Origin of the sequence: Crenobacter oryzisoli, from assembly GCF_030385785.1 — a bacterium.
GTDB classification, from domain to species: domain Bacteria; phylum Pseudomonadota; class Gammaproteobacteria; order Burkholderiales; family Chromobacteriaceae; genus Crenobacter_A; species Crenobacter_A oryzisoli.
Genome location: NZ_JAUEDK010000001.1, coordinates 177,832 through 203,181, shown reverse-complemented (window position 1 = coordinate 203,181; position 25,350 = coordinate 177,832). Strand labels below are relative to the sequence as shown.

The window sequence follows — 25,350 nt, the reverse complement described above, 5'->3', positions numbered from 1 at the left end:
TTTTGCCTAAGATTCAAGACACCTACGTCTTGTAATCTGCCGGGAAGCCCTGCCCGATGACAATCGAAACCGAACTGAAGCTGCGCTTGCCACCGAGCAAGAATGCCGCGTTCCGCCGCCTGATGGCGACCCATGCCGCAGAGGGAAGCCAGGCCGAGAGCGAGCATCTGGTCAGCATCTACTACGATACCCCGGACCTGGCCTTGGCCCAGCGGGACATGGGGCTGAGGCTGCGCCAGGTCGGCGGGCAATGGATTCAGACGCTGAAAATGGCCGAACAGGCGGGAGCGGGCTTGCATCAACGACCGGAGCTGGAAGTGGTCGTGGCCGGGCCCAACCTGGAACTGGACAAGATAAACGGCCGGAAAGTCCAGCGCTTCCTGAGCCAGGACATCAACGCGGCAGAGCTGATGCCGCTGTTCACCACGGATATCAAGCGCACGCGCTGGATGGTGCAAGACACCCGTGGCAATACCATGGAAGTGTGCCTGGACCATGGGTCGGTGCACGGCCGCGAGCAGGCGCTGAAGCTCAACGAAGTAGAGATCGAGCTGAAACAGGGCGAGACCCAGGCGATATTCGAGTTGGCCCTCAAGCTGGTCAACAGCCTGTCCCTGATCCCCGACCCGCAAAGCAAGGCCGAACGTGGTTATTCCCTATATCGGGACACCCCGCTTCTTGCCCCCTGCAAGGCACAACTACCCGCACTGCACCGCAAGCTAAGCCCAGAGCAGGCTCTCCGCATGGTGGTGCAAGAAACACTGCGCCATCTGCAGGCGAATGTCCCCGGGATACTCGCGCATAACGACATGGAGTGCGTCCATCAGGCACGCGTGGCCCTGCGCCGACTGCGCTCAGCGCAAAAGGCGTTCGACTCGGTGCAACTGGATGAAGAGTGGGACGTCATCACGACCAAGGTTCACTGGTTGGCCACGCTGTTGGGCGAAGTCCGCGACCTGGACGTCTTTCTGGTGGAAACCCTGCCGGCGATCGAACCTGCCCTTGCCGGCCACACCGACTTTGCCCCGCTCAAGGCCGCGATGATAGAGCGGCGCGAGCGTTGCCGCCGCGAGGCCCACACCGCATTGACGTCGCCTCGCTATGGCGCGTTGTTGCTGCACTTGCTGGCTTGGCTGAATCGCCCCGCGGTCACTGCACCAGCCAAGCCGACCAAGCTGGACGACTTCGCCCACCGCTCCTTGAATCGACGCTGGCGACCGGTGGTTCGCCTGGCCCGACAGTGGGAGCAGCTCAACCAGGAACAACGCCACGATCTGCGCAAACGGGCCAAAAAGCTGCGTTACTCGGCGGAATTCTTTTCCCCGCTGTACCCGCGCAAGCCGGTGCGGCGCTATGTCGAGCGACTTCAGGCCCTGCAGCAGATTCTCGGCGAGATGAATGACGGTGTGGCAGCGCAGGCACTGCTGGCTGAGTTTGCCCGAGAGACCCCCGCGCTCGAGCATGCCGTCGGGCTGATTGCCGGTTGGCTTGCCCATGTTGCGCAGCAATCCGAAACGAAGCTGGCGAGCGCGCTGAAGAAACTCGAGCGCACGCCCGCATTCTGGTGAAACAGGCCCTGGCGATGCGTCCGGCAGGAGCCGCCAAAATGACTTTGAACAGGCGCTTAGAGACCGGCCGTCCATTGAATACAAAGGAATGCGATAGAACCTGAAGCTATGCTTTACCTCCAGGCAGGCTGACCTATCATCAACCGCAGCCATGGCGACACGACACTCGCCAATGGGCCACCTCATCCACCGGGAGTGCGCTGATGAATATACGGAATCGCCAGCATGAAGTGCACGAAATTGCCCTGCAAACTGGAACGCCCGAGGAAGAAGTCAGCCAGCTCTATGAGGAAGCGCTGAGCTATCTGGCGGCAGACGCAGTGGTAAAGGACTATCTGCTGCTGTTGGCGAGCAAGCATGTGCGCCAGACCCTGAAAAACCGCCACTGCCTCGCCAGGGTCAAGTTATCGTGGTGGTCGTCGGACGAGTGACGACCACCTTTGCCACCAAGCTGTATCCCCCCAAGGTAAGGAGCCTCTTGCGAGGCCTGCCGCTTCCGCGGCGGGGTCTGCCACAGGCTCTCTCGCCCCCTAACTACCGCCGGTCAACTAGCAAGGCAAAAGCGTTGCTTAGCCCCGGTAAGCGAACTAAAAATCGGCTACGAAGGCTGTGGTGCATTCGCATGAAATTGCACACCACGACTTCGATCTGCCCATCTGCCCTCTCCATGCCCTGACCGCACGCGCCTCTTAGGCAGGTCGACCGCATCCGGTTCAACAACATCTCGCCATACCGATCGGAACGGCAGAAAGCCGCTGTTCCATCGCCGCGCTGCCTGCGCCGTCAGCCCCCGCAGGCGTTGATCAACTCTGCCCAATGGAGGGACGAATGAGCTATCACCTGGAAGGTCGTTTGCTCGAGGTTTGCAACTGTCGCGTCCTGTGTCCTTGCTGGATCGGCGAGGACCCCGATTTCGGTACCTGCGACACCATCGTCGCGTGGCGCATCGATAAGGGCTCGGTCGATGGTCTCGACGTGGGCGGCAACACGATTGCCGCGGTGGCCCATGTCCCGGGCAACATCCTGGAGGGCAACTGGACGGCGGCGATCTTTGTCGACGACAAGGCCTCGAAGGCGCAGGAAGACGCCTTGCTTAAGGTCTATACCGGCCAGGCCGGCGGCCCGATCGCCGATCTTGCCAAGCTGATCGGCAAAGTGGTGTCGGTGGAGCGCGCACCGATCACCTTCGATGTGGAGGGCGGCAAGGGAACGCTCGCCATCGGAGCGGACTACTACGCGGAACTCGACCCCTACCTAGGCGCCACGGGCGGCACGACCACCCTGTCGGACACCATCTTCTCGACGGTGCCGGGTGCGCCGGTGTTCGTCGGCAAGGCGCCGGTCTACCGCTCGAAGAACGCCGCGATCGGCATCAATCTCGACATCAAGGACCATAACGCGCTGCAGAGCACCTTCGTGTTCGACGCCTGATCGGGGCACGGGTGGCGCCACGCCCCCCGCTTAAGTTCATGTTCAGCGCATCGCATCACCGGCGCGTGTTCCTGCCGCTGCTCGGGAGCCTGGTCGCGCTCGCTTGGGGCGCGCTATGGGCGTGGTCGCGCAGCCCCTACGGCCGCTATCTGGACCACGGCGACTGGACGGCCGCGGCGCCGGTGGCAGCGCTGTGCCGCGCAATCCCCGGCGGCTCGTTCGTCGTGCCGGCAACGCTCTACACCGTATCGTGGGTGCTGATGATCGCAGCGATGATGCTGCCGACCACGCTACCGCTGCTCGACGCCTTCGCCCGGCTCGTCGCCGGGCGAAGTGACCGGCTGCGCTTGCTGGCGCTGCTCGGCCTCGGCTACCTGGCCGCGTGGGGGGCTTTCGGGCTGCTGGCGCACGGTCTGCACGCACTCTTGCTGGGCTGGGTGGCGAGCGTGCCGGCGCTGGTATGGCATAGCTGGCTGATCGGAGCGGCAACGATCGCGGTCGCCGGCGCCTTCCAGTTCAGCAAGCTCAAATACCGCTGCCTGGAGAAGTGCCGCACGCCGTTGAGTTTCGTGATTGAGCACTGGCGTGGCCGCGCTCAGGGGCGCCAGGCGTTTGCGCTCGGCGCACACCACGGGCTGTTCTGCGTCGGGTGCTGCTGGGCGCTGATGCTGCTAATGTTCGCTGTGGGAGCCGGTAGCCTCGGCTGGATGCTGGTGCTCGCCGCGCTGATGGCGATCGAGAAGAACGTCCGCTGGGGACGGCGGCTGAGCGCGCCGCTCGGCGTGGCGCTGCTAGGCTGGGCCGCGCTGCTTGTGGTGAGTCATCTCTGAACCTGCCTGTAGGGGAGTGCCGCAATGCCTGAGGCGAAGAACGGTCTGCCCGCTCTGCATACCGTTTTGTTCACGGCCGCCGCGATGGTCGCTTTCGCGGCCAACTCGCTGCTGTGCCGGCTCGCGCTGCAACGCGCGACCATCGACGCGGCCAGCTTCTCGAGCATCCGGCTGATCTCGGGCGCCTTGATGTTGGCCCTCGTCGTACGCCTGCGGTCTGGCCGGGGTGTGCCCACACGCCCGGACTGGCTCGCGGCTGCCATGCTGTTCGCCTATGTCGGCTTCTTTTCCTTCGCCTACCTGACACTTAGCGCCGGCACCGGGGCACTGATCCTGTTCGGCGCCGTGCAGGTAACGATGTTCAGCGCCGGTCTACGCGCGGGCGAGGCGTTCCGGCCGATCGCCTGGCTCGGCCTTGCGCTGACCGTCGCCGGGTTTGTCTATCTGATCTCACCGGGGATCACCGCGCCGGCGCCGCTGGGTGCGGCGCTGATGGCGGCCGCCGGCGTGGCATGGGGCATCTACTCGCTGCGCGGTCGCGGTTCGGCCAGCCCCTTGACCGCCACGGCGGGCAACTTCCTGCGCGCCGCCCCGATGGCGCTCGCATTGAGCGCGCTGCTCTACGGCCGCTCTCACGCCACGCCGACCGGGATCCTACTGGCCGTCACGTCCGGCGCGCTAACCTCGGGGATAGGCTACGTCATCTGGTATGCCGCGCTGAACGGCCTGTCGGCGATGCGCGCGGCGACGGTGCAGCTGTCTGTCCCGCTGATCGCGGCGTTCGGTGGGGTGTTCCTCCTGTCCGAGTCGGTCACCCCCCGCCTCGCCACCGCTTCGGCCGCGATCCTCGGTGGTATCGCACTGGTGCTGACCAGCCGGGCACGGGGTGCCCACACAGCTCGCGGTTCGCGGCGGCGCACCGCGGAGTGAGCGCAGGTCGTCCTCTCTCGACAGGCCATTGCCCACCTCGTGGGGCCTCGATAGAATCCCTGTCTTAGCCGGAGATGGCATTCCTCCCGTAACCGCCCAAGAGCCTGTTCAAAGTCTTTTTGCGGCTGTAAAAAGGCTTTGAACAGGCTCTGAGGCTGATGATGCCTACAGTATTCCCTGGACCGGGAAGCTGTGGGCGCGCGTCCGCCCTTCCCCCTGTCCAGGTTTGTTAACCCTCCAACAAGTCTGGTTTCATGACATCAAGACACTATTCCGAGCAGGTCGCCCTGTTGCCTTACATCGGCAAATGGCTGCTGCTGTCCGGCCTGGTCGCCATACTTGCGGGCACCGCGTCCGCCTTTTTCCTGCTTGCGCTCGAGTGGGCGACCGGCTGGCGCGAGGCGCATCGCTGGATGCTCTGGCTGCTACCCGTGGCGGGTTTCGCGGTGGGTTGGACTTATTTGAAGCTCGGCCGCGATGTCGAAGCGGGCAACAACCTGCTGATCGACGAGATCCATTCCCCGCAGCAAGTGGTCAAGCTGCGCATGGCACCGCTGGTCCTGATCGGCACCATCGTCACGCACCTGTTCGGCGGCTCGGCGGGGCGAGAAGGGACGGCGGTACAGATGGGCGGCGCGTTGGCCGATCAGCTGAACCATCTGCTACCGCTTAGCAAGGAAGACCGCCGCATTCTGCTGATGAGCGGCATCAGCGCCGGGTTCTCGTCGGTGTTCGGCACGCCGCTGGCCGGCGCAATTTTCGGCCTTGAGGTGCTGGCCATCGGCCGACTGCGCTACGATGCCATCTGGCCATGCCTGTTCGCCGCCATCGTTGCCGACCAGGTGGGGCTGCTCTGGGGCATCCACCACACCCACTACGTGATCCCGTTCATTCCGCAGCCGACCCTCTGGGGGCTGCTGGCTTCGGTGCTGGCCGGCGTGGCATTCGGGCTGACCGGCAAGGCGTTCGCCGACACCGTCCACGCGGTCGCGGCCCTGTTCAAGCGCCGGGTGGGCTACCCGCCGCTGCGGCCGTTGATCGGCGGGACGATCGTCGCGGCAGCGGCGTTGCTGCTCGGGGGCGACCGGTTTATCGGGCTGGGGATCCCGACCATCGTGTCGGCGTTTCAGCAGCCGCTGCCCACCTACGATTTCGCCGGCAAGCTGCTGTTCACCGTGGCAACGCTGGGGTCTGGCTTCAAGGGCGGGGAGGTGACCCCGCTGTTCTACATCGGTGCGACACTGGGTAATGCACTGGCGCCGCTGCTGCACCTGCCGTTCCCGCTGCTGGCCGGCATGGGCTTCGTGGCGGTGTTCGCCGGGGCGGCCAATACCCCGCTCGCCTCCACCGTGATGGCGGTCGAGCTGTTCGGCCCTGAAGTCGGCGTCTATGCGGCACTCGCCTGCGTGGTCAGCTACCTGTGTTCGGGCCATACCGGCATCTACCGGGCGCAGCGGATCGGCCAGGGCAAGCGCCCGGGCCTGCCCGAGGACATCCGGCTGTCGGAGCTGCCGCTGCGGCGTGATACGGCTGGCGAAACCGACTCGAACCGTTAACAGAGATTAACGGCCTGGACGGTGCCCGCTCTAGGGGAAAGGCATCAGTCGAAGCGGTCGTCCTTCACCTGCACCATGCCGTCCTCGACCCGCACCGGGAAGGTCGCCACCGGCTCGTAAGCCGGCGGCGACAGCGCCTCGCCGGTGAGCAGCGAGAACAACGAGCCGTGCCGCGGACAGGTGATAGTGTCGCCGACGAACTCGCCTCCGGAGAGCGGCTCGGCCTCGTGCGTGCACATGTCTTCGATCGCATGGTAGCGACCGGCGACGTTGAACACGGCGATCGGCACGCCGTCGACATCCACGGTACGACAGCTGCCGGGCAGGAAGTCGTCGGCTCGGGCGACGTCGACCCAGTCGGCCATCACAACAGCCCCAGTTGCAGGCGCGCCGCCTCGCTCATCATGTCGCGGGACCAGAGCGGCTCCCACACCAACTCGACCTCGACCTCGTGCACGCCGGGCAGCGCATCGACGGTTCGGCCGACCTGCTCGGGAAAGGTCTGCGCCACCGGGCAGCCGGGGGCGGTCAGTGTCATGCGGATATGCACTTTTCCCTCCGCCTCGTCGACGTCGAGTGCATAGATGAGGCCAAGGTCGTAGATATTGACCGGAATTTCCGGGTCGTACACCGTCCGCAGCGCCTCGACCACCCTTGCCTTCAGCCCGGTGGCATCGGACGCCGTGCCGGCCTCTTCGGCATGGTGCAGCCAATCGAAAACACCCATCGCGTTCACTCCGTCGAAACCGGCCGGCCGTCGTCGTGCAGCGCCGCCTGCAGCGTATGCCACGCCAGCGTGGCGCACTTCACCCGGGTCGGGAATTCGCGCACGCCCGCCAGCACCTCGAGCTTGCCCAGCGCAACCGCCGGCGCCGTGTCGGGGCCGCCCGTCACCAGCGCGCGAAAGCCGGCGAACAGCGCTTCGGCCTGCGCCTCGGTCTTGCCCTTCAGCGCATCGGTCATCAGCGATGCCGACGCGGTGGAAATGGCGCAGCCCACGCCCTCGAAGCGGGCGTCCTCGATCACGCCATCCACGACTCTGAGCCATAGCGTCAGCCGGTCGCCGCACAGCGGATTGACGCCCTCTGCGTGACGGTTGGCACCATCCAGTGGCCCGAAATTATGCGGATGGCGGTAGTGGTCGACGATGAGTTCCTGATAGAGCTCGCGCAAATCGGACATCAGCCGAATACCTCCTGTGCCCTATGGACAGCACGCAGCAGCGCGTCCACCTCGTCGACCGTGTTGTAGAGCGCGAACGAGGCGCGCACCGTGGCGGGCACACCAAAACGCGCCATCACCGGCATAGCGCAGTGATGGCCGGTGCGCACCGCCACCCCCTCGCTGTCGAGGATGGTGCCGACGTCGTGCGGATGCACGCCGTCTACGGTGAACGACAGGATGCTCGCCTTGTCGCGAGCCGTGCCGATCAGACGCAGGCCGGCAACCCCGGCCGCCTGCTCGGTGGCGTACGCCAGCAGCGCCTGTTCGTGGGCGGCGATGGCGGGCAAGCCCACTCCCGCCACATAGTCGATCGCCGCAGCCAGCGCGATGGCGCCGGCGATATGCGGCGTGCCGGCTTCAAACTTGTACGGCAGGTCGTTATAGCTGGTCTTGGCGAATGTGACCTCGCGGATCATGTCGCCCCCCCCCTGGTACGGCGGCATTGCATCCAGCAGCGCGGCCTTGCCGTAGAGCACGCCGATGCCGGTGGGGCCGTACAGCTTGTGCCCCGAAAACGCGTAGAAGTCGCAATCGAGCGCCTGCACGTCGACCGGCAGGTGAGCGACCGCCTGGGCCCCATCGACCAGCACCACCGCCCCGGCCGCGTGGGCGAGCGCGATCAACTCCGGCAATGAGTTGATGGTGCCGAGCGCATTCGAGAGCTGCGTCACCGCGACGAGGCGAGTTGCCGGCCCCAACAGGCGCTCGAACGCATCGACGCGCAAGGCGCCGGTATCGTCGATCGGCGCGACGCGCAGCACCGCGCCGCTGCGTTCGCACAGCAGCTGCCACGGCACGATGTTGGAATGGTGCTCCATCTCGGTGATCAGGATCTCGTCGCCGGGCCGGAATCGCTGGCCGTAGCTCGCTGCCACCAGGTTGATCGCCTCGGTGGTGCCGCGCACAAACACGATTTCCTCGCGCCGCGCGGCGTTGACGAAGCGCTGCACGGTGTCGCGCGCCGCCTCGAAGGCGTCGGTCGCCCGCTGGCTCAGGGTGTGCACGCCGCGGTGTACGTTAGCGTTCATCTCGGCGTAGTAGCGTGCCTCGCACTCGATCACGCTGCGCGGCTTCTGCGTGGTGGCGGCGTTGTCGAGGTAGACCAGCGGCTTGCCGTGCACGGTCTGGCTCAGCAGGGGAAAGTCCTGCCGCAGCCGATCCACGTTCAATGGCAGGCCGGCGCGCACGCTCGATCCGTTCACCGGTGCGTTCATAACAACTCCTTCACCCGCTCGGGCAGCTGTCCCATCAGCAGCGTTTCCAGCAGCGCCCGCAACGGTTCGATGTCCACCCGCTCGACCACTTCCTCGGCGAAGGCGAAGGTAAGCAGCGCGCGCGCCGAGGCGTCGTCCACGCCGCGAGAGCGCAGGTAGAACACCTGTTCCGGGTCGAGCTGCCCGACCGTGGCGCCGTGGCTGCATTTGACGTCGTCGGCGTAGATCTCCAGTTGCGGCTTGCTGTCGACCTCGGCGTTGTCCGACAGCAGCAGGTTGCGGTTGGCCTGGTAGGCGTCGCTGTGCTGGGCATCGGCGTGCACGATGACCTTGCCGTTGAACACCGCACGGGATGCGCCGGCGAGCACGCCCTTGTAAAGCTCGCGGCTGGTGCAAAGCGGCCGGGCATGGTCGATGCGGGTGTGGTGATCGACGTGCTGGCGGCCGTCGATCATGTACAAGCCGTCGAGCGTGCACGCGGCGCGCTCGGCGTTGAGGCCGACACCGATGTCGACGCGCACGAGGCCGCCACCCAGCGCGAACGAGCGTGACGTGAAGCGCCCGCCGCCCTGCAGGTCGGCCTGGACTGCGGCGATGTGGAAGGCCTTGCGGCTCTCCTGTTGCAGCTTGTGGTGCACGACCTCCGCGTCGTGCCCGACCACGATCCCGGTGACCGCGTTGCTGAAGTACGCGCCCTCGCCCGCCGCGACATGGTGTTCGATCAGGCTGATGCGGCTGCCGGCGCCGGCGACCACGAGGTTGCGCGTATGCATGGCCAGGTCCGGCCCGGTCGAGATGAACAGCAGTTCGACCGGTGCATCGAGCACCGCGCCATCGGCGAACTCGACGTAGGCGCCGTCGGTCATGAAGGCAGCGTTCAGCGCGGCAAAACCGGACGCATACGCAGCCGGCACCGTTCCCATCAGCGCTTCCACTCGTTCCGGAGCGCGCTCCAGCTGCTCGGCGAGGCCGGTCAGCGTGACGCCCCCCGGCAGGTCGCCGACGCTGCTTAGGCTCGGCCGGTAGTGGCCATTCACGAACACCAGCCGCAGCATACCGGGCAAGCTCCAGCCGTCGATCTGCTCTGCGGTGACGCCATCCCTGTCCGGCGCTGCCAGCGCGAATCGGCTCTTTTCTATCATCGCGACGTTGGTGTATTTCCATTCTTCCTGGCGCAGCGTCGGGAAGCCGGTATCGGCGAAATACGCCAGCGCCGACTCGCGCGCGCGCCGTAGCCACGGCAGGCGCCGGCCGGGCAGCCAGGCATCGACGCGGGCGAATTCGTCGCGGTAGAAGTCGGCAGCGGTCGCGCTCATGCCCCCCCCTTCCTCCGGTTAGCCGCCTCGGCCTCGACCCAGCCGTAGCCGCGCATTTCCAGCTCCTGCGCCAGCTCTCGCCCGCCCGACAGCGCGATGCGTCCCTGCGCGAGCACATGCACCCGGTCCGGCACAACGTAGTCGAGCAGCCGCTGGTAATGGGTCACCAGCAAGATCGCGCGCTCGGGGCTGCGCATCGCGTTGATGCCTCCGGCCACCACCTTCAGCGCATCGATATCGAGGCCCGAGTCGGTCTCGTCGAGGATGGCGAGCTTGGGCTCCAGCACCACCATCTGCAGAATCTCGTTGCGCTTCTTCTCGCCGCCCGAGAAGCCCTCGTTGACCGAGCGGTAGAGCAGGTCCTGGGACATGCCCATCAGCTGCAGCTTGTCCTTCACCAGCGCGAGAAAGTCCACCGCGTCGAGCTCCGGTTCGCCGCGGTGCTTGCGCTGCGCGTTGACCGCCGCCTTCAGCAAATAGATGTTCGCGACGCCGGGGATTTCCACCGGGTACTGGAAGGCGAGGAAGATCCCCTCCCGCGCGCGCTCCTCGGGGGACAGTGCAAGCAGGTCCCGCCCCCGGTAGCGCACCTCGCCGGACGTCACCGTATAGTGGTCGTGCCCTGCCAGCACATGGGCGAGCGTGCTCTTTCCCGAGCCGTTCGGCCCCATGATCGCGTGCACCTCGCCTGCGCCTATCGCTAGGTCGATGCCGCGCAGGATGGGCTTGTCGTCGACACTGACGTGCAACTTGCTGATCTCAAGCATCCTCTGCCCTCTGTCCGTGGCGGTGAAAGCAATCGTCGCGAGCGGACCAAGATTGGCGCCGCGTAGTCGATTGATTCACGCCCTTACCCTATGCTGCCCTCCAGGCTCACACCCAACAGCTTCTGAGCCTCCACCGCGAACTCCATCGGCAGCTCCTTGAACACCTCCTTGCAGAAGCCGTTGACGATCATCGACACTGCATCCTCCGGCGCAATGCCGCGGCTCTGGCAGTAGAACAACTGGTCCTCGCCAATGCGCGACGTGGACGCCTCATGCTCGACGCGGGCGGTCGGGTTCTTCACCTCGATGTACGGGAAGGTGTGCGCCCCGCAGCGGTCCCCCAGCAGCAGCGAGTCGCACTGCGAGTAGTTGCGCGCGCCGACGGCGCTCTTGGCCACCTTCACCAGCCCCCGGTAGGCGTTCTGGCCATGGCCGGCCGAGATGCCCTTGGAGAGGATGGTGCTACGGGTGTTCTTGCCGAGGTGGACCATCTTGGTGCCGGTGTCGGCCTGCTGGTAATGGTTGGTCAGCGCCACCGAATAGAACTCGCCGACCGCGTTGTCCCCCTGCAGGATCACGCTGGGGTATTTCCAGGTGATCGCCGAGCCGGTCTCTACCTGGGTCCAGGAAATCTTCGAATTGTCGCCGCGGCAGTCGCCGCGCTTGGTGACGAAGTTGTAGATGCCGCCGCGTCCCTCCTTGTCGCCGGGGTACCAGTTCTGCACCGTGGCGTACTTGATTTGGGCATCTTCCAGCGCGATCAGCTCGACCACCGCGGCGTGCAGCTGGTTCTCGTCGCGCATTGGCGCGGTACAGCCTTCCAGATAGCTGACGTAGGCCCCCTTGTCGGCGATGATCAGGGTGCGCTCAAACTGGCCGGTGTTACGTGCGTTAATGCGGAAGTAGGTCGACAGCTCCATCGGGCAACGTACGCCCGGCGGGATGTAGCAGAACGAGCCGTCACTGAACACCGCCGAGTTGAGCGAAGCGAAGAAGTTGTCGGTGTAGGGCACCACCGAGCCCAGATACTGCCGCACCAGCTCGGGGTATTCCCGCACCGCCTCGGAGAACGAGCAGAAAACGATACCGAGGCCGGCCAGTTTTTCCTTGAAGGTAGTCGCCACCGACACGCTGTCGAACACCGCGTCCACCGCCACACCGGCAAGCAGCGCCCGCTCCTCGAGCGGCACGCCAAGCTTCTCGTAGGTACGGCGCAGTTCGGGGTCCACATCGTCCAGGCTCTGCGGGCCGTCTTTGCGCGACTTCGGCGCGGCGTAGTAGCTGATGTCCTGATAGTCGATCGGCGGGTGGTGCACCGTGGCCCAGTGCGGCTCGCTCATCGTCAGCCAGTGACGATACGCCGCCAGCCGCCATTCCAGCATGAAGTCCGGTTCGCCCTTCTTGGCCGAGATCTGGCGGATCACGTCCTCGGAGAGCCCGCGCGGGACGGAGTCCGTCTCCACCTCGGTATAGAAACCGTGCTTGTAGTCCTGGCTAATCAGTTCGTCGAGTTTGAGTGTGGAGCTCATCGCTGCCCCCCTTTCGCCTCAGCCCGGCATCCGCTCCGGACGGGCCCGGAGCGCGCCGACATTGGCAGGTTGGAACACCGGCTGCGCCATGTCCGCCACCGTGAGGTCGTTCAGCGCGAGGCGGATGACCTGATTGACGCGCTGCCAGTTGGCCCGTAGCAAGCACGAACCTTCCTGCGCGCACAGCCCGGCGACGGCGCTGCACTCGGTCATGCCGAATGGCCCTTCCAGTGCGTCGATGACCTCGGCGATCGAAATCTCGGCCGGCGGGCGGGCCAGCAGATAGCCGCCGCGCGCACCGCGCACCGACTGCAGCAGGCTTGCCCGTGCCAGCGTCTTCAGGATCTTGCTCGCAGTGGGAGTCGCAACGCCGATCGCGACAGCCAGCTCGGCGGCGCTGCAGACGCGCTCCGGCTCCCGCGCCATATGCGTCATGATCACGGTACCGTAGTCGGTCAGCTTGCTCAGTCTCAACATCGCCGCAGCCTTTCACATGGAGCCGCTAACAAAAATCCTGCTGCAGCGTTGCGCCTCCTTGCCGTATTACTTGTACTGTCTTCGTCGGCGCGACTTGTAGCAGACGTTGCACTGAATTTGTTAGCGACTTTTCTATTGATATAGAACCAATTTAGTCCCGTTCGTTCACGCGCGACAGGACGAATCGCGATCCGTCCGATGGGCGATGAGGGCATATGCTTGAAGCGGGGCGATAACGGGAGAACGGGTCATGAAGTTCATCTTCGAAGTGCGGATGAAGCCCGGCTATACGGTGGAGGAGTACGCCGAGGCGTGGATTCGTGCGAGCGAGATCATCCAGCGCACGCCAGGCGCACGCGGCACCTATCTGCACCGTAAGATCGGCGAGTCCGACACCCTGCTCGCGATCGCGACGTGGGAGTCGAAGGCACACCGGGACGCGAAGGACGACCGCCGCGACGAGACCGTGCGCGCGATCCTCGAGAAGCACGCGAAGAACTGCATCATCACCGTCATCGGCGAATTCGAGGAGCCGGAATGGGCAGTGCTGCCGGAACAGGGAGCGAGCTGAGCGGTGCGGCCCCGACTTCTGCGGCAATGCAGTGCAGACGATTACCCTGGCCCGCATCGGGCCCTGCAAGGGCAAACCTGTCTCCCCGCAACAGGTGGCGGGTTCGTACGGTCAGGTAATGGCTTGGCCATCTGCGCCCGGCATTGCCTTCCAGCACGCGCGCGGAGGACGGCGGCGATATGACTGAAGACCTGTTCGAAGAGCAACGCCAGACCTGGCAGGAAGCGCTCTGTCCCGGCGCGCTCGTGTTGCGCGGCTACGCCCTGCCACAGGAAGCCGCACTGATCGCCGCGCTCAACGCGGTGATAATGGCAGTGCCATTCCGCCACATGGTCACACCGGGCGGCTACCGCATGTCGGTGGCGACGACGAGCTGCGGCAGCTACGGATGGGTGAGCGATCACACAGGCTACCACTACGACAGGCAGGACCCGGCGACTGGCCGGCCCTGGCCGCCCCTGCCCACGGTCTTCCTACAGCTGGCGCAGGATGCGGCGAGGAGCGCCGGGAGCGCGGCTCTCGCTGCACCAGGACAGGGACGAGCGTGACTTCGGCGCGCCCATCGTGTCGGTCTCGCTCGGCCTGCCGGCCGTTTTCCTGTTCGGAGGCCCGCGCCGCACCGACAAGACGGTGCGCGTGCCGCTGGAGCACGGCGACGTGGTCGTGTGGGGCGGACCTGCGCGGCTTTACTACCACGGCGTGCTGCCGCTGAAGGACGGCTGCCACCCGCTATTGGGCGAGCAGCGCATCAATCTGACCTTCCGCAAGGCGGGTTGAGGTCAGCCTACAAGTCGAGCACCAGCTTGCTGCCAGGACGCGCGCAGCAGATCAGCGCCTCGCCCGCTGCCGGCGGCGTCAGTGGAGGTGCCGGGTAGACCACTCCGCCTTCCACGATGCGGGTGGCACAGCTGCCGCACAGGCCGCTGCGGCAACTGTAGACCGGACTCAGCCCGGCCTGTTCGGCCAGATCGAGCAGGCTACCTTGCCGCCATGTCTCCGTCTTGCCGGCCCTGGCGAAGTGCACCGTTTGCGGCTCATGGTTGGCCAAATCCGACCCCGCCCCACCGGCAGACGCGGGAGCGTCGTCGAGGGTGCCGCCCGGCCCGAAGAACTCGTAGTGGATGCGTTCCTTGGCGACTCCCAGCCCTCGCAGTATCCAGAAGGCGTTGCGCATGAAGCCGGTCGGGCCACACAGGTAGACATCGTAATCGTCGAGCGGCAACAGGCTGCGCAGCAAGTCGGCGTCGATCCGGCCCACGCTGTCCTGCGTCACGCCGAGCTCATCGTCGCCACCCGGCTGGGAATAGCGCACGTGCACGCGCAGCTTGTCGTGCCGCTCGGCCAGCTCGCGCAGCCATGGTCCAAACGCGTGGTCGCGGCCGTTGCGCGCGGCATGGATGAACCAGGCCGGCCGCTGCCGGTGCCCGACACCGTCGTCGGGAAACAGCGCACCGACCATCGCCAGCATCGGCGTGATGCCGACGCCAGCTGACAACAGCACGACGGGGCGGGTGCCGGCCGCATCGAGCATGAAGTGGCCACGCGGCGCCAGTGCCTTGATCAGACTGCCCACGCCGACATGGTCGTGCAGATAATCGGACACGACGCCGGCGCGTTTGACCGAGATGCGGTAATCGCGCCCGTTTGCCGCCTGGGACAGTGTATAGGTGCGCATCAGTGTTCCTACCCCCGGCACCCGTACGCGGATGGGCAGGAACTGGCCGGGCTGGTGACGCGCCAGGCCCAGCGCATCGGCGGGCTCGAGGTAGAACGACTTGATCGTCTCGCTTTCCCGCTCCACGCGCGTGATGCGGAACGACCGGTACGAATCGGCCGGCCGCGCCATCGCTGCCGAAGCCTCCGCCGCCGGCCAGTCGCCGGTGCCGGCAAGGATCGGTGAGGCTTCTTCCAGCTGCCAGCGCAGCGGCAAGCGGCCCGCCAGGCGCAGCACCCGTTCGATACGGAAGCGCACCAGCCGCTCGGCGCCGGCGAAGCCGCGCAACTCGTCGCCGTCCCAGACGATCTCGCCTCGGCCGGCGACGTAGAGCAGCTCGCCCGTTTCGAAATCGGGGAACAGCAGGCCGGCGCGCGGGTTGGCCTGCAGATTGCCCAGGGTATTGAAGTAAAAATTGCCGACGAAGTCGGGCCAGGTCAGCGTAGACGCATCGTCGACGCGCACGAAACCCGGCTTGCCGCCACGGTGCGACACGTCGGCGCCGTAGGCGGCACCGTCGCCCGGCGCCGCGTAATGGGTGGCGATGAAGAAGGTGTCGGCCGCCGCAATGCGGGCGATCGCCGCCGCATCGAGCTCGGTCAGCGATTCTGGTTGCGGCAGCAATGCGCCGGTCTCCGTCACGGTGCGGTAGCTGCGCTTCTGGATGTATTGCGGGCAGTTGCCAAAGCTCTGCTCAACCTCCACGGCAAAGCCGTTTTCATCCACGGAAGTCACCTTGCCGTTCACCCGGTTGCGCCGTCGCGTGTGCAACTCGATGCCCAGCAGACCCAGCGCCGCGCCGGAGCGAATCGCACCGGAGAGCGGGTCACCATCCACCGGCATCGCCATGACCGACAGGGTGCGCGGATCGGACGAGTGGGCGAAGCCGGGTTGCCCGAACAGCAGCGACGCCCATGGCTGGCCGGCCTCGTCGACCGCGCCGATGACAACGAAGGGCAGCTGCGCGAAAAAAGCCCGGTGCTGTTCTGGCATCAAGCCACGCACCGCCTGCCGGCCGATCGCCTCGACCTTGTCGCGCACGCCGACACGGCGTTGCACTTCCTGTTCGCCGGGGTGGAAGGGGGAGCCATCGTGAGGCCAGCCGGGCAGTGCCATGTCGATCTCCTTGTCGCCGCCAACCGCACCGGGGCTGGCGCGCTAGCGGCGCTTTCAGTGCAAGATGAAACCGCTCAGGCCGCAAGGCCCACCGGGGTGCTCGCCATCGCGACGAAGCCGGGCAACGCCTCGATGTGCGCGAGCCATGCGCGCAGCCTCGGATAACCGTCGAGCGACACGCCGCCTTCCGGCGCATGGGCGATGTAGCTGTAGCAGGCGATATCGGCCAGCGTCGGCACCAAGCCGGCGAGGTAGGCCGATTCGGTCAGCTCCTGTTCCATCACCGCGAACAAGGCGTGGCTCTTGGCGATCAGCGCGTCGGCGTCGAGCTTGGCGCCGAACACGTTGACGAGGCGTGCGGCGGCCGGTCCGGAGGCGATCTGCCCTGCTGCGACCGACAGCCAGCGCTGCACTCGCGCGGCGGCAAGCGGATCGCGCGGCAGCCAGTGGCCGTCGTCGTAGCGGCCTGCAAGGTAGACGAGGATGGCGTTGGAGTCGGCGATGACCGTGCCGGCGTCGTCGATCACCGGCACCTGGCCCAACGGGTTCAGGCGCAGGAAGGCATCGCTCTTGTGCGCCTTGCCGGCCAGGTCGACGTCGATCAGTTCGTACGGCAGGCCGAGCAGCGACAGGAACAGCTCGACACGGTGGCTATGGCCGGACAGACGGTGGCGGTACAGCTTGATCGGTTGGGCGAGACGGTGGGCGGTGGTGTGCATGGTCGACTCCTCAGGTAAGCGTTGCGATGGAGTCATTATCGATAGTGCCGAAATACGGATAAATGGCTGTTCCCGCATTTGACTACTCCGATTAGTGGAGCAATGATCGGCAGATGGACAAGCTACGCGCCATGCAGACCTTTGTCGCCATCGTCGACGAGGGTAGCCTGACCGCCGCCGCCCGGGTGCTCGATTCGTCGCTGCCGGCGGTGGTACGCACCCTCGCCGCGCTGGAGGAGACGCTGAAGGTGCGTCTGCTCAACCGCACCACGCGGCGTCTGTCGCTGACCATAGAGGGGCAAGCATATCTGGATAGCTGCCGCCACATCCTCGGAGCCGTCGATGAGGCCGAGCAGCGCCTGACCGAGCAGCACGGCGAGCCGAGCGGCAAGCTGGTCGTCACCGCGCCGGTGCTGTTCGGACAGATGTACGTGGCGCCTGCCGTCACCCGTTTCCTGCAGCGCTACCCCGGTGTGAGCTGCCGCCTGATCCAACTCGACCGCGTGGTGAACCTGCTAGAGGAAGGCATCGACGTCGGCATCCGCATCTCGCCGCTCGAGGACTCGACTCTGGTCGCGCAGACCGTCGGCGAGATCCACCGCGTCGTCGTCGCGAGCCCCGCCTTTCTCGGTGGCCACGGCTCGGTGCAGCACCCGCGCGAGCTGCTGTCGGCCAACTGCCTGCGCTCCGCCGGCACCGGGCGGACCAGTTGGACCTTCTACGAGAACGGTCGCGAAATCGGCCTGGCGGTGTCGGGCAATCTGGAGCTGAACCACAGCCTGACCGCGGTCGAGGCGTGCGTGGCTGGGGTCGGCTACGGCCAGTTTCTGTCGTATCAGGTGGCGCCGTATCTGGCCGACGGGCGCCTGGTGCGGGTGCTGGAGGCGTTCCAGCCCCCACCCCGCCCGGTCAGCATCGTCTATCCGCACGCCAAGCTGCTGCCGTTGCGCACCCGGCTGTTCATCGACTGGATGAAGCGCGAACTGGGTACGACGCTGGGCGGCTAAGCGCCTTCAGCACCGGTTCACACCCCAGCGAGAAAGGTCGAGGGTGCGAACAGCCCCTGATGACCACAGACCATGAACAGGCTCTCAGCCGGCCTTGTCCAACTTGGTCTGACGACGGGCTCTGTCCTGCAGGATCTGGTGCCGGCGATGATCTTTTAGCTTCTTCCACTCCCGGCATTCCTCGCGGGTGCGCAGGCAGCCGACACAGAAACCGGTCTTGCCGTCGAACCGGCACAGCTCGATACACGGGGACTTCACCGCCATGCGCTCGCCTCCGACGTCGCGTGCACTTCGACCGCGCTATGCGACAGGTAGTCGAAGCGCCGCAACAGCGCGATCGCCGCCCTGGTCTTGCGCTTATTGTTGCGCTCGTGGCCGACGCCGAGAAAGGCGTGGTCGTGGGCGCCCCCGAAAGGGGTCTCGTAGAATTCGCTCATTGCAGGTTCGACCGGAGTGGTTCTGTCCCTCGTGATGGTATTGCCGCTTGCCCCGGCGGCAGAAGTCCCGATTCGGTAGAATGGGTGCGCAGCTCAGACGGCTTTCAGCCGCCGGGCTTGAATATACCATACCCCACTATACTAATAATCAGACACCCACCAGGAAGCACGCCATGCCGCATACCGTCAAAGGCAAGAAACAGCTACTCACCCGTGTTCGTCGCATCAAAGGACAGGCGGAAGGATTGGAACGGGCGCTGGAAGCGGAGACCGACTGTTCGGCCATCCTGCAGCAGATCGCCGCGATTCGCGGCGCAGTGAACGGCCTGATGACCGAGGTGCTGGAAGGGCATCTGCGCGAGCATCTGGGCTCGGACGCCACCGACCCGCAGCAACGCGACGACGACCTGGAACAGGTGGTCGGAGTGCTGCGCTCTTATCTGAAATAACGGCCTTGGCACCGGGCGGTGGATCACTCCATCTTTGGCTCCGGTACGCAAGGCCCTAGTCTGTTGTTCAGGACTAACAATGCCCCTCACCCGGCCACTCAGGAATACAGGGCGGTCCGCTCCCTACGCACTCAAGGCTGCTCGGCCACCGGGGCTGACGCCTCAGCCGGTACCGGCACCCCTGGGACCTTCGCATTGTTGGCGTCCATCCCATACGGCGGGTGGTCGTAAGCCTCTATCTTGAGGGTCCGCAGCCAGTAAGGTAGATCCAGTTGATTGGGCGACAGCGCCACCGGTGTGGACTGAGGTGTCTTGCTCAGCCTGGCGACGCGAGCTGGATCCGCCTCGACCGGTGCGACAGCGGCCTGGGCATCCTGGTTCTCCAATGCTTTCAGCGCTACCTTGGCTCTGTCGGCGAGATGGCGTTTGTCCTGATATTCCTTCACCGGTTCGAACGTAGCCATCACCCAGCGCCCCTGATCGTTGCCGACCAGCACCGGCTCGTTGATAATCCGCACCGGCGTGCCCTTGTTGATCATTGGGAAGATCTGCGCCGCATCCTCGGGATACAGATGGATGCAACCATGACTGGTACGCATCCCGACACCCCACGGCTTGTTGGTAGCGTGGATGAAGATGCCCGGGAAGCCGGTCTGCATCGCCAGCATCCCCATTGGATTATCCGGCCCCGGCGGAACGTATTCGGGCAACTCGACCCCCTCTTCCTTCAGGTGCTCGGCGCGGATGCTGGACGGCACCAGCCAGCCTGGGTCACGGTACTTGGCGATGATCTTGGTAGGGCCCAGCGGGGTCGACCACCCCTCTCGCGCTATACTGACCGGGTAAGTGATGACCTGCTTCGGCTGGCCTTTGACCTCAGGGGGGAAGTAATACAGCCGACGCTGCGGGATATTGACCACCACTCCCTTCCACGGCTTGGGTGGCAGGATAAACTGGCTGGGTACGACCACGTGCTTCGCCCCTAACCACATCGATGCGTGAGGATTGGCGGACGCCATTTCCTCGTAGCCCACGTCGAAATGACGCGCGATGTCGAGCAGCGTATTGTCCGGGGTTGGGCTGACCACCACCACCTTGCCGACCACGGTGGAACCGTCGGTCGGAAGATTGAAGGTGGTGGCTCGCGCATTGACTGCAGCGAGGGTGGCAACAGCGACTAAGCAGGCGCTGCGCCAAGAGACTTTTCCAAAAGTAATCATGGATTAACAATGCTGATGCATAAGAATATTCGACTTGCGGCGTTACTGCTTTGGCTGGCTCTCGGAGCTCCGGCATGGGCAGGCCAAGCGCGCTGGGTATTGGTTGACACGGAGACCCGAACGCTGACGGTACTATCTGAGACCGACCAAACGCTGGATAGGTTCAACAATATCTCGGTAGGCCGCGGCGGCGTTGCCCCTTTGCACTACCATGGAGAAGAAACGACACCTCTGGGCGATTACCGCATCATACGGATCCGCCCATCGGACCGATTCAACACCTTCTTCGAGCTTGACTATCCGACGCCCGAGCACGCCGAAATGGCGGTCGAGGGTGGCCAGCTCGATGCCGACAGCTACGATGCCATCGTCGCGGCAAGGCTTGCCCATCACCTCCCTCCGCAGGACACCGTGCTCGGCGGCCGCATCGGCATCCACGGCGTCGGCCGTGGGGATGGGGAGGTGCACTCGGAATACGACTGGACCGAGGGCTGCATCGCGCTCACTAACTCGCAACTGCGACGCTTCGCTCACTGGGCCAAAGTTGGCATGCGGGTGGTCATCCGCTGAACGTTGCGCTCCTCGCTACACGTTAGGCGGCGCCACCCGGCACTGGGCCTCACTTCATCATGGATTTCTTGAACATCCGGTTGAGTTTTTCGTTGGTGTCATTGGCGGTCTGATTGGCCTGGTTCGCGGCGTTCAGCGCCTGGTCGGCCTTCTGATTTGCCGCCGCCGCAGCCTGATTGGCCTGGTCAGCAGTTTGCTGCGCCTGCACCGCCTGTGCACGCACTTTGTCCAAGTCACTGTTGGTGGCGCAGCCGCCCAGTAGCAGCAAAGAGGCACACGCAGCCGAGGCAAGCATCAGGGGACGAACAGGAAGAGATCGAAGCATGGCATTTCTCCAATGAAAAGTGAGACTTGCGCAAATGCACACGACACTGCCCGGCCCGGCGACCCGAACCTGGTCCGTCAACGTGTGCTTCCCGATCATAGAGTCCGCCAAAGCCTGCCCTTTCAGGACGGGCTACAACGGCCTCTATCACACGGTTCTCAAAATCCTCGAACAAAATGCTGCGCGACTAAACTGCCAAATGGCGTGCAGCGCTCACTCCACCGGTCACTCCGTGAGCGCCGGAGAGGCTCTTGTAACCACAAGCGCAGCAAACTCGGCAACTTAGCGTGCCAAAATTCGTTTTATAGGGCTTTTGTAGCGTAGTCGATCATTGAGGCGAGTGGTAGGAGAACTGCACCTTTGCGTGGGGTCGATCTTCGAATTGTCACAGTTTAATAAAACTGTTTTAGCTATTTTCATGTAAACGCCTATTTATACTTTTGTCATTTTACACGAATTCTAAAGACTGCCCCCTCTGCTAGGCGGCGGTTGGTTGCAACGGTAAAAGACAAGGAGAGCAGGATGACAAGCAACGGACTACGCTCGGATCGGCGCCAGATCGTCCCGGCCGCTGAGCGCAACCGCGACGTGATCCTCGCCGTGCTGCGGCGCGTCTTGCCGGACAGCGGCGTGGTACTGGAAGTCGCCAGTGGCACCGGTCAGCACGCGGCTTATTTCGCCGCCGCCTTGCCGCAGCTTACTTGGCAACCGAGCGATCCGGATGCCGCCGCCTGCGATTCGATTGCGGCGTGGGCCGATACCGCCGGCCTTTGCAACCTGAGGGTGCCTCTGGCGCTGGACGTGCGCCGCGAGCCCTGGGGCATCGACACGGCCGCCGCCATCGTCTGCATCAACATGATCCATATCGCGCCGTGGGCGGCGGCCGAGGCGCTGTTCGCCGGGGCGGGTCGGCTGCTGGCCGACGGCGGCGTGCTCTATCTGTACGGTCCCTATCGGCGCGGCGGCCAACACACGGCACCGAGCAACGCGGCCTTCGACGCGCAACTGCGCCACAGCAACCCCGAATGGGGCGTACGCGACCTGGAGGCGGTCGTCATGTTGGCCGAAGCGGCCGGCTTCACCCTGGCCGAGGTCGTGGGAATGCCGGCGAACAATTTGAGCCTGGTGTTCCGCAAATAGCGGCAGGTCGCAGCCGCAAAAAGATCCTGAACAGACTCTCAGCCAAACGCGTTGGCGCAGCGCGCCAAGCGCCCGCCCTGCTGCCGGAATTCGGCGACGAAGCCCTCGCCAAGCGCCTCGAAGCCAGGCACCGGGCTCGCGGCATCGTCTAGCAGCACCAGCTTGCGGGTGAAGTCGGCGCCGAGGTGATGCATCAGGCTGCGGACCGAGCTGGCGACGCAGTGCGACAGCGCCTCGCCGGCGACAAGCACCCGGTCTGCCTCGATGAGATGGGCGACGCGGCGGGGCTCGAACTGGGTATCGGGGTCTGCTGCGTCCGGGCGATCGGCCTCGAAGGCGGAGAAATGCTCGGTATCGGGATTGAGGCCCTTGAATAGCGGCGTGATTGTCCGATGATGCTGCCGTTCCCAACGCTGCAGCGCCTGATGAAGCGGCGCGTAGATATTGTGCCCCCAGCTGCCGATCAGACAGTGCTCGGGCCAGATGTACAGGCCCACATCGGCCAGATAGTCGAGCGTGTGCGCCCGCTTGGCCGGGTCGACCGGTTGCCAGCGCCCGGCCTCGACATCGGCCCGCGAGATCGGCGTGTGCGCGGGCTGCCCGCCCTCGGCATTGCGCCAATAGCTGCCATGCGCGATGTCGTAGCTGTGATGGCTGTCCAGCGTGACCGTGATGCCGGCAAGCCGCTCGCCATGTCGGTCGATCAGTTCGGCGATGCGCTGCAGGTCGGCGCTCGCCCCTGTCACCGGCAGCGCCGCGCCGGCGATATCGCAAAAGTCGTTCTGCGGATCGATGATCAGCAGGTGCACATTGTCGCTTCTTGCCAAAGCCGGTTCCTCGCCAGGGAAGGGATACCACATAAACGGCATCGCGACCGGCCGCGCGATTCACTCTCTGTCCGCGGTCGGCACAGTCGATGCCCTGCCTTGATGGTACACGCCACGTTCCCGCTCGGCGCGACCGGGTTCCCAACGGAAGCGCCTACGCCGTCTTGAGCTGATCGCCGAACGGCAGCTTACGGATGCGTCGGCCGGTCGCCGCGAACAGGGCGTTCGCAACCGCCGGTGCGATCGGCGGCACGCCCGGTTCGCCCACCCCGGTCGGCTTCTCGGCCGACCGCACGATGTGCACCTCGACCGCCGGCATCTCGTTGATGCGCAGCACCGGGTAGTCGTGGAAGTTCGACTGCTCGACCACGCCGTCCTTCAGCGTGATCGCGCCGTGCAATGCGGCGGCGAGGCCGAAGCCGATGCCGCCCTCCATCTGCGCCTTGACCACGTCTGGGTTGATCGCCAGCCCGCAGTCGACCGCGCACACCACCCGGTCGACCTTGAAGCTGCCATCGGGCTTCACCGTCACCTCGGCCACCTGCGCGACATAGCTATTGAACGACTCGTGCACCGCGATACCGCGGCCGCGCTTCTCGCCGGCCGCGCCGGGCGCAAGCTTCGTGCCCCAGCCGGCCTTCTCGGCAGCCAACTGCAGCACGCCCCAGTGGCGTGGATGCTTGGCGAGCAAGGCGCGGCGGAACTCGACCGGGTCCTTGCCGGCGGCGACCGCCGCCTCGTCGATCATCGTCTCGGTCGAAAACGCGGTGTGCGTGTGTCCCACCGAGCGGAACCACAGCACCGGCACGGTGATATTGCGCGGCGTGGAAAGCTCGATCCGCCGGTTCGGAATGTCGTAGGGCTCGGCCGCGCCCTCTACCGATGTGGCGTCGATGCCGCTCTTCACCCCAAAGCCCTCCAACGGGGTGCCCGCCAGGATGGACTGGCCGACCAGGTGCTGGTGCCAGCCGACCAGATTGCCGGCAGAGTCGAGCGCGAGCCGCGCACGGTGGAAGAACAGAGGTCGGTAGTAGCCGCCGCGGGTGTCCTCCTCGCGCGTCCACACCAGCTTGATCGGCGCGTGCACGCCCTGCTTGCCGGCCGCCTGCGCGATCGCCACCGCCTCGGACAGGTAGTCCGAGAATGGCGATGCGCGCCGGCCAAAGCTGCCGCCGGCGTAGAGCTGGGTGATGCTGACCTTCTCCGGTGCCAGACCCAGCTGGTGGGCGATGGTGGCCTGGTCGACGGTCTGGAACTGCTCGCCGTTCCAGACCTCGCAGCGCCCGCCCTGCAGGCGGACCAAGCAGTTCATCGGCTCCATCGCCGCGTGCGCGAGATAGGGGAACTGATAATCGGCCTCGATCAGCTTGGCCGGCTGCGCGAACGCCGCATCGATGTCGCCGGCCTGGTGCGCGATCAGTCCCGGCTTGGCGGCTGCCTGGCGGTATTGCGCCAGGATCTTGTCGCTGCCGAGCTTGAACGCGTGGCTGTCGTCCCACTGCACATCAAGCGCGTCGCGCCCCTTCTTCGCCACCCAGGTGTTCTTCGCGAGCACCGCCACACCGGCGAAGGTATGCGCGGTGCCACTGTACGGCACCACCGCGACCACGCCGGGGATCGCCTTCGCCTTGCTCGCATCGACGCTCTTTACCGTCCCGCCGAAGCGCGGCGGGTGCGCGACCACCGCGACCAGCATGCCGGGCAGCTTGACGTCCTGCGTGAACACCGCGCGGCCGTCGGTCTTGTCGGTGTTATCCTTGCGCGGCAAGCCCGCTTTGCCGATCAGCGTGAAGTCTTTCGGGTCCTTCAATCTCACCTCTTGTGGCACCGGCAGCTTGGCCGCGGCCACCGCCAGCTGACCGAATCGCGCCTGACGTCCCGACGCGGGATGATGCACGACACCGTTGCTGACGGTGAGGCTGTCCGGCGATACCTTCCACTGCCGCGCGGCCGCCGACACCAGCATCGCCCGCGCCGTCGCGCCGGCCTTGCGCATCTGCTCGAACGAGTTGGCCATCGCAGTACTGCCGCCGGTACCCTGCACGCCGAGGAACAGGTTCTTGTAGCGCTTGACGTCGGCCGGCGCCCCTTCCACCCTCACGCGGCTCCAGTCGGCGTCAAGCTCCTCGGCGAGCAAGGTCGCCAGGCCGGTGTAGCTGCCCTGCCCCATCTCGATATGCTTGGCGATGACGGTGACCGTATCGTCCGTGCCGATGCGCACGAAGGCGTTCGGCTCGAAACCCGCATGACCGGGCCGGGTCGCGGCGCTGGCCCGGCCCATCATCAACGGGGCGAGGTAGACGCCGAGCGCCAGACCGCCCAGCCCCTGCACGAAGCGGCGTCGGCTGACATTCACGATCCCGGACGGCTCGTTCTCGATTGCGGATGAGTAGTCGTCTGCCATGGCTTTGCT

General features: G+C 65.4%; 27 protein-coding genes, 1 pseudogene and 1 riboswitch. Of the genes and pseudogenes, 12 read left to right on the top strand and 16 right to left on the bottom strand.

The genetic code is table 11. From position 1 onward, the window contains the following. Positions 1-56 precede the first annotated feature (56 nt). From QU481_RS00970 to QU481_RS00945, 6 genes are all read left to right on the top strand, one after another. Positions 57-1,568 carry a CYTH and CHAD domain-containing protein gene (locus tag QU481_RS00970; protein WP_289827993.1) on the top strand — a complete coding sequence of 504 codons (1,512 nt, stop codon included), beginning with the start codon at positions 57-59 and terminating at the stop codon, positions 1,566-1,568. A gap of 203 nt (positions 1,569-1,771) precedes the next feature. Next, complete coding sequence (locus QU481_RS00965; RefSeq protein ID WP_289827992.1) at positions 1,772-1,999, top strand: DUF3562 domain-containing protein; 228 nt, start codon at positions 1,772-1,774, stop codon at positions 1,997-1,999. Positions 2,000-2,396: 397 nt separating this feature from the next. Beyond that, positions 2,397-2,999: a DUF1326 domain-containing protein gene (locus QU481_RS00960; protein WP_289827991.1), complete on the top strand. Its 603-nt coding sequence runs from the start codon at positions 2,397-2,399 to the stop codon at positions 2,997-2,999. 38 nt (positions 3,000-3,037) lie between these two features. Next, complete coding sequence (locus tag QU481_RS00955) at positions 3,038-3,829, top strand: DUF2182 domain-containing protein (protein ID WP_289827990.1); 792 nt, start codon at positions 3,038-3,040, stop codon at positions 3,827-3,829. Between the two features lie 228 nt (positions 3,830-4,057). After that, positions 4,058-4,759: a DMT family transporter gene (locus QU481_RS00950; protein ID WP_289827989.1), complete on the top strand. Its 702-nt coding sequence runs from the start codon at positions 4,058-4,060 to the stop codon at positions 4,757-4,759. A 61-nt stretch (positions 4,760-4,820) separates the two neighbouring features. After that, positions 4,821-4,934, top strand: a riboswitch (Fluoride riboswitch). A 79-nt stretch (positions 4,935-5,013) separates the two neighbouring features. After that, entirely contained in the window at positions 5,014-6,315 is a 1,302-nt protein-coding gene (locus tag QU481_RS00945) for a voltage-gated chloride channel family protein (RefSeq protein WP_289827988.1), read from the top strand. Positions 6,316-6,359: 44 nt separating this feature from the next. On the opposite strand, the gene QU481_RS00940 is transcribed toward QU481_RS00945, so the two are convergent. The 8 genes from QU481_RS00940 to QU481_RS00905 all read right to left on the bottom strand — a co-directional run bounded on the left by QU481_RS00940 (position 6,360) and on the right by QU481_RS00905 (position 12,842). Continuing rightward, positions 6,360-6,680, bottom strand: a complete 321-nt coding sequence (locus QU481_RS00940) for a non-heme iron oxygenase ferredoxin subunit (protein ID WP_289827987.1) — start codon at positions 6,678-6,680, stop codon at positions 6,360-6,362. Beyond that, on the bottom strand, positions 6,680-7,042 hold the full coding sequence (locus QU481_RS00935; protein WP_289827986.1) for an SUF system Fe-S cluster assembly protein: 363 nt from the start codon (positions 7,040-7,042) through the stop codon (positions 6,680-6,682). Before QU481_RS00935 ends, QU481_RS00940 begins: the two co-directional genes overlap by 1 nt. A gap of 5 nt (positions 7,043-7,047) precedes the next feature. Next, entirely contained in the window at positions 7,048-7,497 is a 450-nt protein-coding gene (gene sufU / locus QU481_RS00930; RefSeq protein ID WP_289827985.1) for a Fe-S cluster assembly sulfur transfer protein SufU, read from the bottom strand. After that, on the bottom strand, positions 7,497-8,753 hold the full coding sequence (locus tag QU481_RS00925) for a cysteine desulfurase (protein WP_289827984.1): 1,257 nt from the start codon (positions 8,751-8,753) through the stop codon (positions 7,497-7,499). Before QU481_RS00925 ends, sufU begins: the two co-directional genes overlap by 1 nt. After that, complete coding sequence (gene sufD / locus QU481_RS00920) at positions 8,750-10,069, bottom strand: Fe-S cluster assembly protein SufD (RefSeq protein WP_289827983.1); 1,320 nt, start codon at positions 10,067-10,069, stop codon at positions 8,750-8,752. The genes QU481_RS00925 and sufD overlap by 4 nt, the downstream gene beginning before the upstream one ends. Then, positions 10,066-10,836 carry a Fe-S cluster assembly ATPase SufC gene (sufC, locus tag QU481_RS00915; protein ID WP_289827982.1) on the bottom strand — a complete coding sequence of 257 codons (771 nt, stop codon included), beginning with the start codon at positions 10,834-10,836 and terminating at the stop codon, positions 10,066-10,068. The genes sufD and sufC overlap by 4 nt, the downstream gene beginning before the upstream one ends. 83 nt (positions 10,837-10,919) lie before the next feature. Beyond that, positions 10,920-12,365 (bottom strand): Fe-S cluster assembly protein SufB, encoded by a 1,446-nt coding sequence (gene sufB, locus QU481_RS00910; protein ID WP_289827981.1) that lies wholly within the window; start codon positions 12,363-12,365, stop codon positions 10,920-10,922. An 18-nt stretch (positions 12,366-12,383) separates the two neighbouring features. Next, positions 12,384-12,842: an SUF system Fe-S cluster assembly regulator gene (locus QU481_RS00905; RefSeq protein WP_289827980.1), complete on the bottom strand. Its 459-nt coding sequence runs from the start codon at positions 12,840-12,842 to the stop codon at positions 12,384-12,386. Positions 12,843-13,092: 250 nt separating this feature from the next. Between QU481_RS00905 and QU481_RS00900 the strand changes: the two genes are divergently transcribed. Both QU481_RS00900 and alkB read left to right on the top strand, forming a co-directional pair. Continuing rightward, on the top strand, positions 13,093-13,413 hold the full coding sequence (locus QU481_RS00900) for an antibiotic biosynthesis monooxygenase family protein (RefSeq protein WP_289827979.1): 321 nt from the start codon (positions 13,093-13,095) through the stop codon (positions 13,411-13,413). A gap of 179 nt (positions 13,414-13,592) precedes the next feature. Further along, positions 13,593-14,190 (top strand): annotated as a pseudogene (gene alkB / locus QU481_RS00895) (DNA oxidative demethylase AlkB). Positions 14,191-14,197: 7 nt separating this feature from the next. Here alkB and QU481_RS00890 read toward each other — a convergent pair. Together QU481_RS00890 and QU481_RS00885 are read right to left on the bottom strand one after the other, a co-directional pair. Beyond that, complete coding sequence (locus QU481_RS00890; RefSeq protein ID WP_289827978.1) at positions 14,198-16,243, bottom strand: 2Fe-2S iron-sulfur cluster-binding protein; 2,046 nt, start codon at positions 16,241-16,243, stop codon at positions 14,198-14,200. Between the two features lie 74 nt (positions 16,244-16,317). Beyond that, positions 16,318-16,962 (bottom strand): glutathione S-transferase family protein, encoded by a 645-nt coding sequence (locus QU481_RS00885; protein ID WP_289827977.1) that lies wholly within the window; start codon positions 16,960-16,962, stop codon positions 16,318-16,320. A gap of 113 nt (positions 16,963-17,075) precedes the next feature. Here QU481_RS00885 and QU481_RS00880 point away from each other — a divergent pair, with 113 nt between their 5' ends. After that, a complete protein-coding gene (locus tag QU481_RS00880) occupies positions 17,076-17,969 on the top strand; it encodes a LysR family transcriptional regulator (protein WP_289827976.1) in 894 nt (297 codons plus the stop codon). Positions 17,970-18,053: 84 nt separating this feature from the next. On the opposite strand, the gene QU481_RS00875 is transcribed toward QU481_RS00880, so the two are convergent. Together QU481_RS00875 and QU481_RS00870 are read right to left on the bottom strand one after the other, a co-directional pair. Beyond that, on the bottom strand, positions 18,054-18,233 hold the full coding sequence (locus QU481_RS00875; RefSeq protein ID WP_289827975.1) for a DUF1289 domain-containing protein: 180 nt from the start codon (positions 18,231-18,233) through the stop codon (positions 18,054-18,056). Continuing rightward, positions 18,224-18,406, bottom strand: a complete 183-nt coding sequence (locus QU481_RS00870; RefSeq protein ID WP_289827974.1) for a hypothetical protein — start codon at positions 18,404-18,406, stop codon at positions 18,224-18,226. Before QU481_RS00870 ends, QU481_RS00875 begins: the two co-directional genes overlap by 10 nt. A 173-nt stretch (positions 18,407-18,579) precedes the next feature. On the opposite strand from QU481_RS00870, the gene QU481_RS00865 reads away from it, so the two are divergent. Beyond that, positions 18,580-18,855 carry a metal/formaldehyde-sensitive transcriptional repressor gene (locus QU481_RS00865; RefSeq protein ID WP_289827973.1) on the top strand — a complete coding sequence of 92 codons (276 nt, stop codon included), beginning with the start codon at positions 18,580-18,582 and terminating at the stop codon, positions 18,853-18,855. A 131-nt stretch (positions 18,856-18,986) separates the two neighbouring features. Here the strand turns inward: QU481_RS00865 and QU481_RS00860 are convergent, their stop codons facing one another. Further along, positions 18,987-20,075 carry a L,D-transpeptidase gene (locus tag QU481_RS00860; RefSeq protein ID WP_289827972.1) on the bottom strand — a complete coding sequence of 363 codons (1,089 nt, stop codon included), beginning with the start codon at positions 20,073-20,075 and terminating at the stop codon, positions 18,987-18,989. A 15-nt stretch (positions 20,076-20,090) separates the two neighbouring features. Between QU481_RS00860 and QU481_RS00855 the strand changes: the two genes are divergently transcribed. Further along, positions 20,091-20,645, top strand: coding sequence for a L,D-transpeptidase family protein (locus tag QU481_RS00855; protein WP_289827971.1), 555 nt, complete (start codon positions 20,091-20,093; stop codon positions 20,643-20,645). A gap of 49 nt (positions 20,646-20,694) precedes the next feature. Here QU481_RS00855 and QU481_RS00850 read toward each other — a convergent pair whose 3' ends face one another. Then, entirely contained in the window at positions 20,695-20,970 is a 276-nt protein-coding gene (locus QU481_RS00850; RefSeq protein WP_289827970.1) for an Lpp/OprI family alanine-zipper lipoprotein, read from the bottom strand. Positions 20,971-21,492: 522 nt separating this feature from the next. Between QU481_RS00850 and QU481_RS00845 the strand changes: the two genes are divergently transcribed. Next, positions 21,493-22,110, top strand: coding sequence for a DUF938 domain-containing protein (locus QU481_RS00845; RefSeq protein ID WP_289827969.1), 618 nt, complete (start codon positions 21,493-21,495; stop codon positions 22,108-22,110). A 38-nt stretch (positions 22,111-22,148) separates the two neighbouring features. Here QU481_RS00845 and QU481_RS00840 read toward each other — a convergent pair whose 3' ends face one another. Both QU481_RS00840 and QU481_RS00835 read right to left on the bottom strand, forming a co-directional pair. Next, complete coding sequence (locus QU481_RS00840; protein ID WP_289827967.1) at positions 22,149-22,937, bottom strand: cysteine hydrolase family protein; 789 nt, start codon at positions 22,935-22,937, stop codon at positions 22,149-22,151. A 154-nt stretch (positions 22,938-23,091) separates the two neighbouring features. Further along, positions 23,092-25,341 (bottom strand): xanthine dehydrogenase family protein molybdopterin-binding subunit, encoded by a 2,250-nt coding sequence (locus QU481_RS00835; RefSeq protein ID WP_289827966.1) that lies wholly within the window; start codon positions 25,339-25,341, stop codon positions 23,092-23,094. Positions 25,342-25,350 lie beyond the last annotated feature (9 nt).

What these genes read in the sequence shown, in the direction of transcription:
- QU481_RS00965 (WP_289827992.1), top strand. Translation starts at nt 1,772, where the DNA reads ATGAATATACGGAATCGCCAGCATGAAGTGCACGAAATTGCCCTGCAA.
- sufC (WP_289827982.1), bottom strand. Translation starts at nt 10,836, where the DNA reads ATGCTTGAGATCAGCAAGTTGCACGTCAGTGTCGACGACAAGCCCATC.
- QU481_RS00955 (WP_289827990.1), top strand. Translation starts at nt 3,038, where the DNA reads ATGTTCAGCGCATCGCATCACCGGCGCGTGTTCCTGCCGCTGCTCGGG.
- QU481_RS00925 (WP_289827984.1), bottom strand. Translation starts at nt 8,753, where the DNA reads ATGAACGCACCGGTGAACGGATCGAGCGTGCGCGCCGGCCTGCCATTG.
- QU481_RS00935 (WP_289827986.1), bottom strand. Translation starts at nt 7,042, where the DNA reads ATGGGTGTTTTCGATTGGCTGCACCATGCCGAAGAGGCCGGCACGGCG.
- sufB (WP_289827981.1), bottom strand. Translation starts at nt 12,365, where the DNA reads ATGAGCTCCACACTCAAACTCGACGAACTGATTAGCCAGGACTACAAG.
- QU481_RS00850 (WP_289827970.1), bottom strand. Translation starts at nt 20,970, where the DNA reads ATGCTTCGATCTCTTCCTGTTCGTCCCCTGATGCTTGCCTCGGCTGCG.
- QU481_RS00845 (WP_289827969.1), top strand. Translation starts at nt 21,493, where the DNA reads ATGACAAGCAACGGACTACGCTCGGATCGGCGCCAGATCGTCCCGGCC.
- QU481_RS00945 (WP_289827988.1), top strand. Translation starts at nt 5,014, where the DNA reads ATGACATCAAGACACTATTCCGAGCAGGTCGCCCTGTTGCCTTACATC.
- QU481_RS00870 (WP_289827974.1), bottom strand. Translation starts at nt 18,406, where the DNA reads ATGAGCGAATTCTACGAGACCCCTTTCGGGGGCGCCCACGACCACGCC.
- QU481_RS00970 (WP_289827993.1), top strand. Translation starts at nt 57, where the DNA reads ATGACAATCGAAACCGAACTGAAGCTGCGCTTGCCACCGAGCAAGAAT.
- QU481_RS00885 (WP_289827977.1), bottom strand. Translation starts at nt 16,962, where the DNA reads ATGCACACCACCGCCCACCGTCTCGCCCAACCGATCAAGCTGTACCGC.
- QU481_RS00855 (WP_289827971.1), top strand. Translation starts at nt 20,091, where the DNA reads ATGCATAAGAATATTCGACTTGCGGCGTTACTGCTTTGGCTGGCTCTC.
- QU481_RS00835 (WP_289827966.1), bottom strand. Translation starts at nt 25,341, where the DNA reads ATGGCAGACGACTACTCATCCGCAATCGAGAACGAGCCGTCCGGGATC.
- QU481_RS00890 (WP_289827978.1), bottom strand. Translation starts at nt 16,243, where the DNA reads ATGGCACTGCCCGGCTGGCCTCACGATGGCTCCCCCTTCCACCCCGGC.
- QU481_RS00940 (WP_289827987.1), bottom strand. Translation starts at nt 6,680, where the DNA reads ATGGCCGACTGGGTCGACGTCGCCCGAGCCGACGACTTCCTGCCCGGC.
- sufU (WP_289827985.1), bottom strand. Translation starts at nt 7,497, where the DNA reads ATGTCCGATTTGCGCGAGCTCTATCAGGAACTCATCGTCGACCACTAC.
- QU481_RS00880 (WP_289827976.1), top strand. Translation starts at nt 17,076, where the DNA reads ATGGACAAGCTACGCGCCATGCAGACCTTTGTCGCCATCGTCGACGAG.
- sufD (WP_289827983.1), bottom strand. Translation starts at nt 10,069, where the DNA reads ATGAGCGCGACCGCTGCCGACTTCTACCGCGACGAATTCGCCCGCGTC.
- QU481_RS00900 (WP_289827979.1), top strand. Translation starts at nt 13,093, where the DNA reads ATGAAGTTCATCTTCGAAGTGCGGATGAAGCCCGGCTATACGGTGGAG.
- QU481_RS00960 (WP_289827991.1), top strand. Translation starts at nt 2,397, where the DNA reads ATGAGCTATCACCTGGAAGGTCGTTTGCTCGAGGTTTGCAACTGTCGC.
- QU481_RS00860 (WP_289827972.1), bottom strand. Translation starts at nt 20,075, where the DNA reads ATGATTACTTTTGGAAAAGTCTCTTGGCGCAGCGCCTGCTTAGTCGCT.
- QU481_RS00865 (WP_289827973.1), top strand. Translation starts at nt 18,580, where the DNA reads ATGCCGCATACCGTCAAAGGCAAGAAACAGCTACTCACCCGTGTTCGT.
- QU481_RS00875 (WP_289827975.1), bottom strand. Translation starts at nt 18,233, where the DNA reads ATGGCGGTGAAGTCCCCGTGTATCGAGCTGTGCCGGTTCGACGGCAAG.
- QU481_RS00905 (WP_289827980.1), bottom strand. Translation starts at nt 12,842, where the DNA reads ATGTTGAGACTGAGCAAGCTGACCGACTACGGTACCGTGATCATGACG.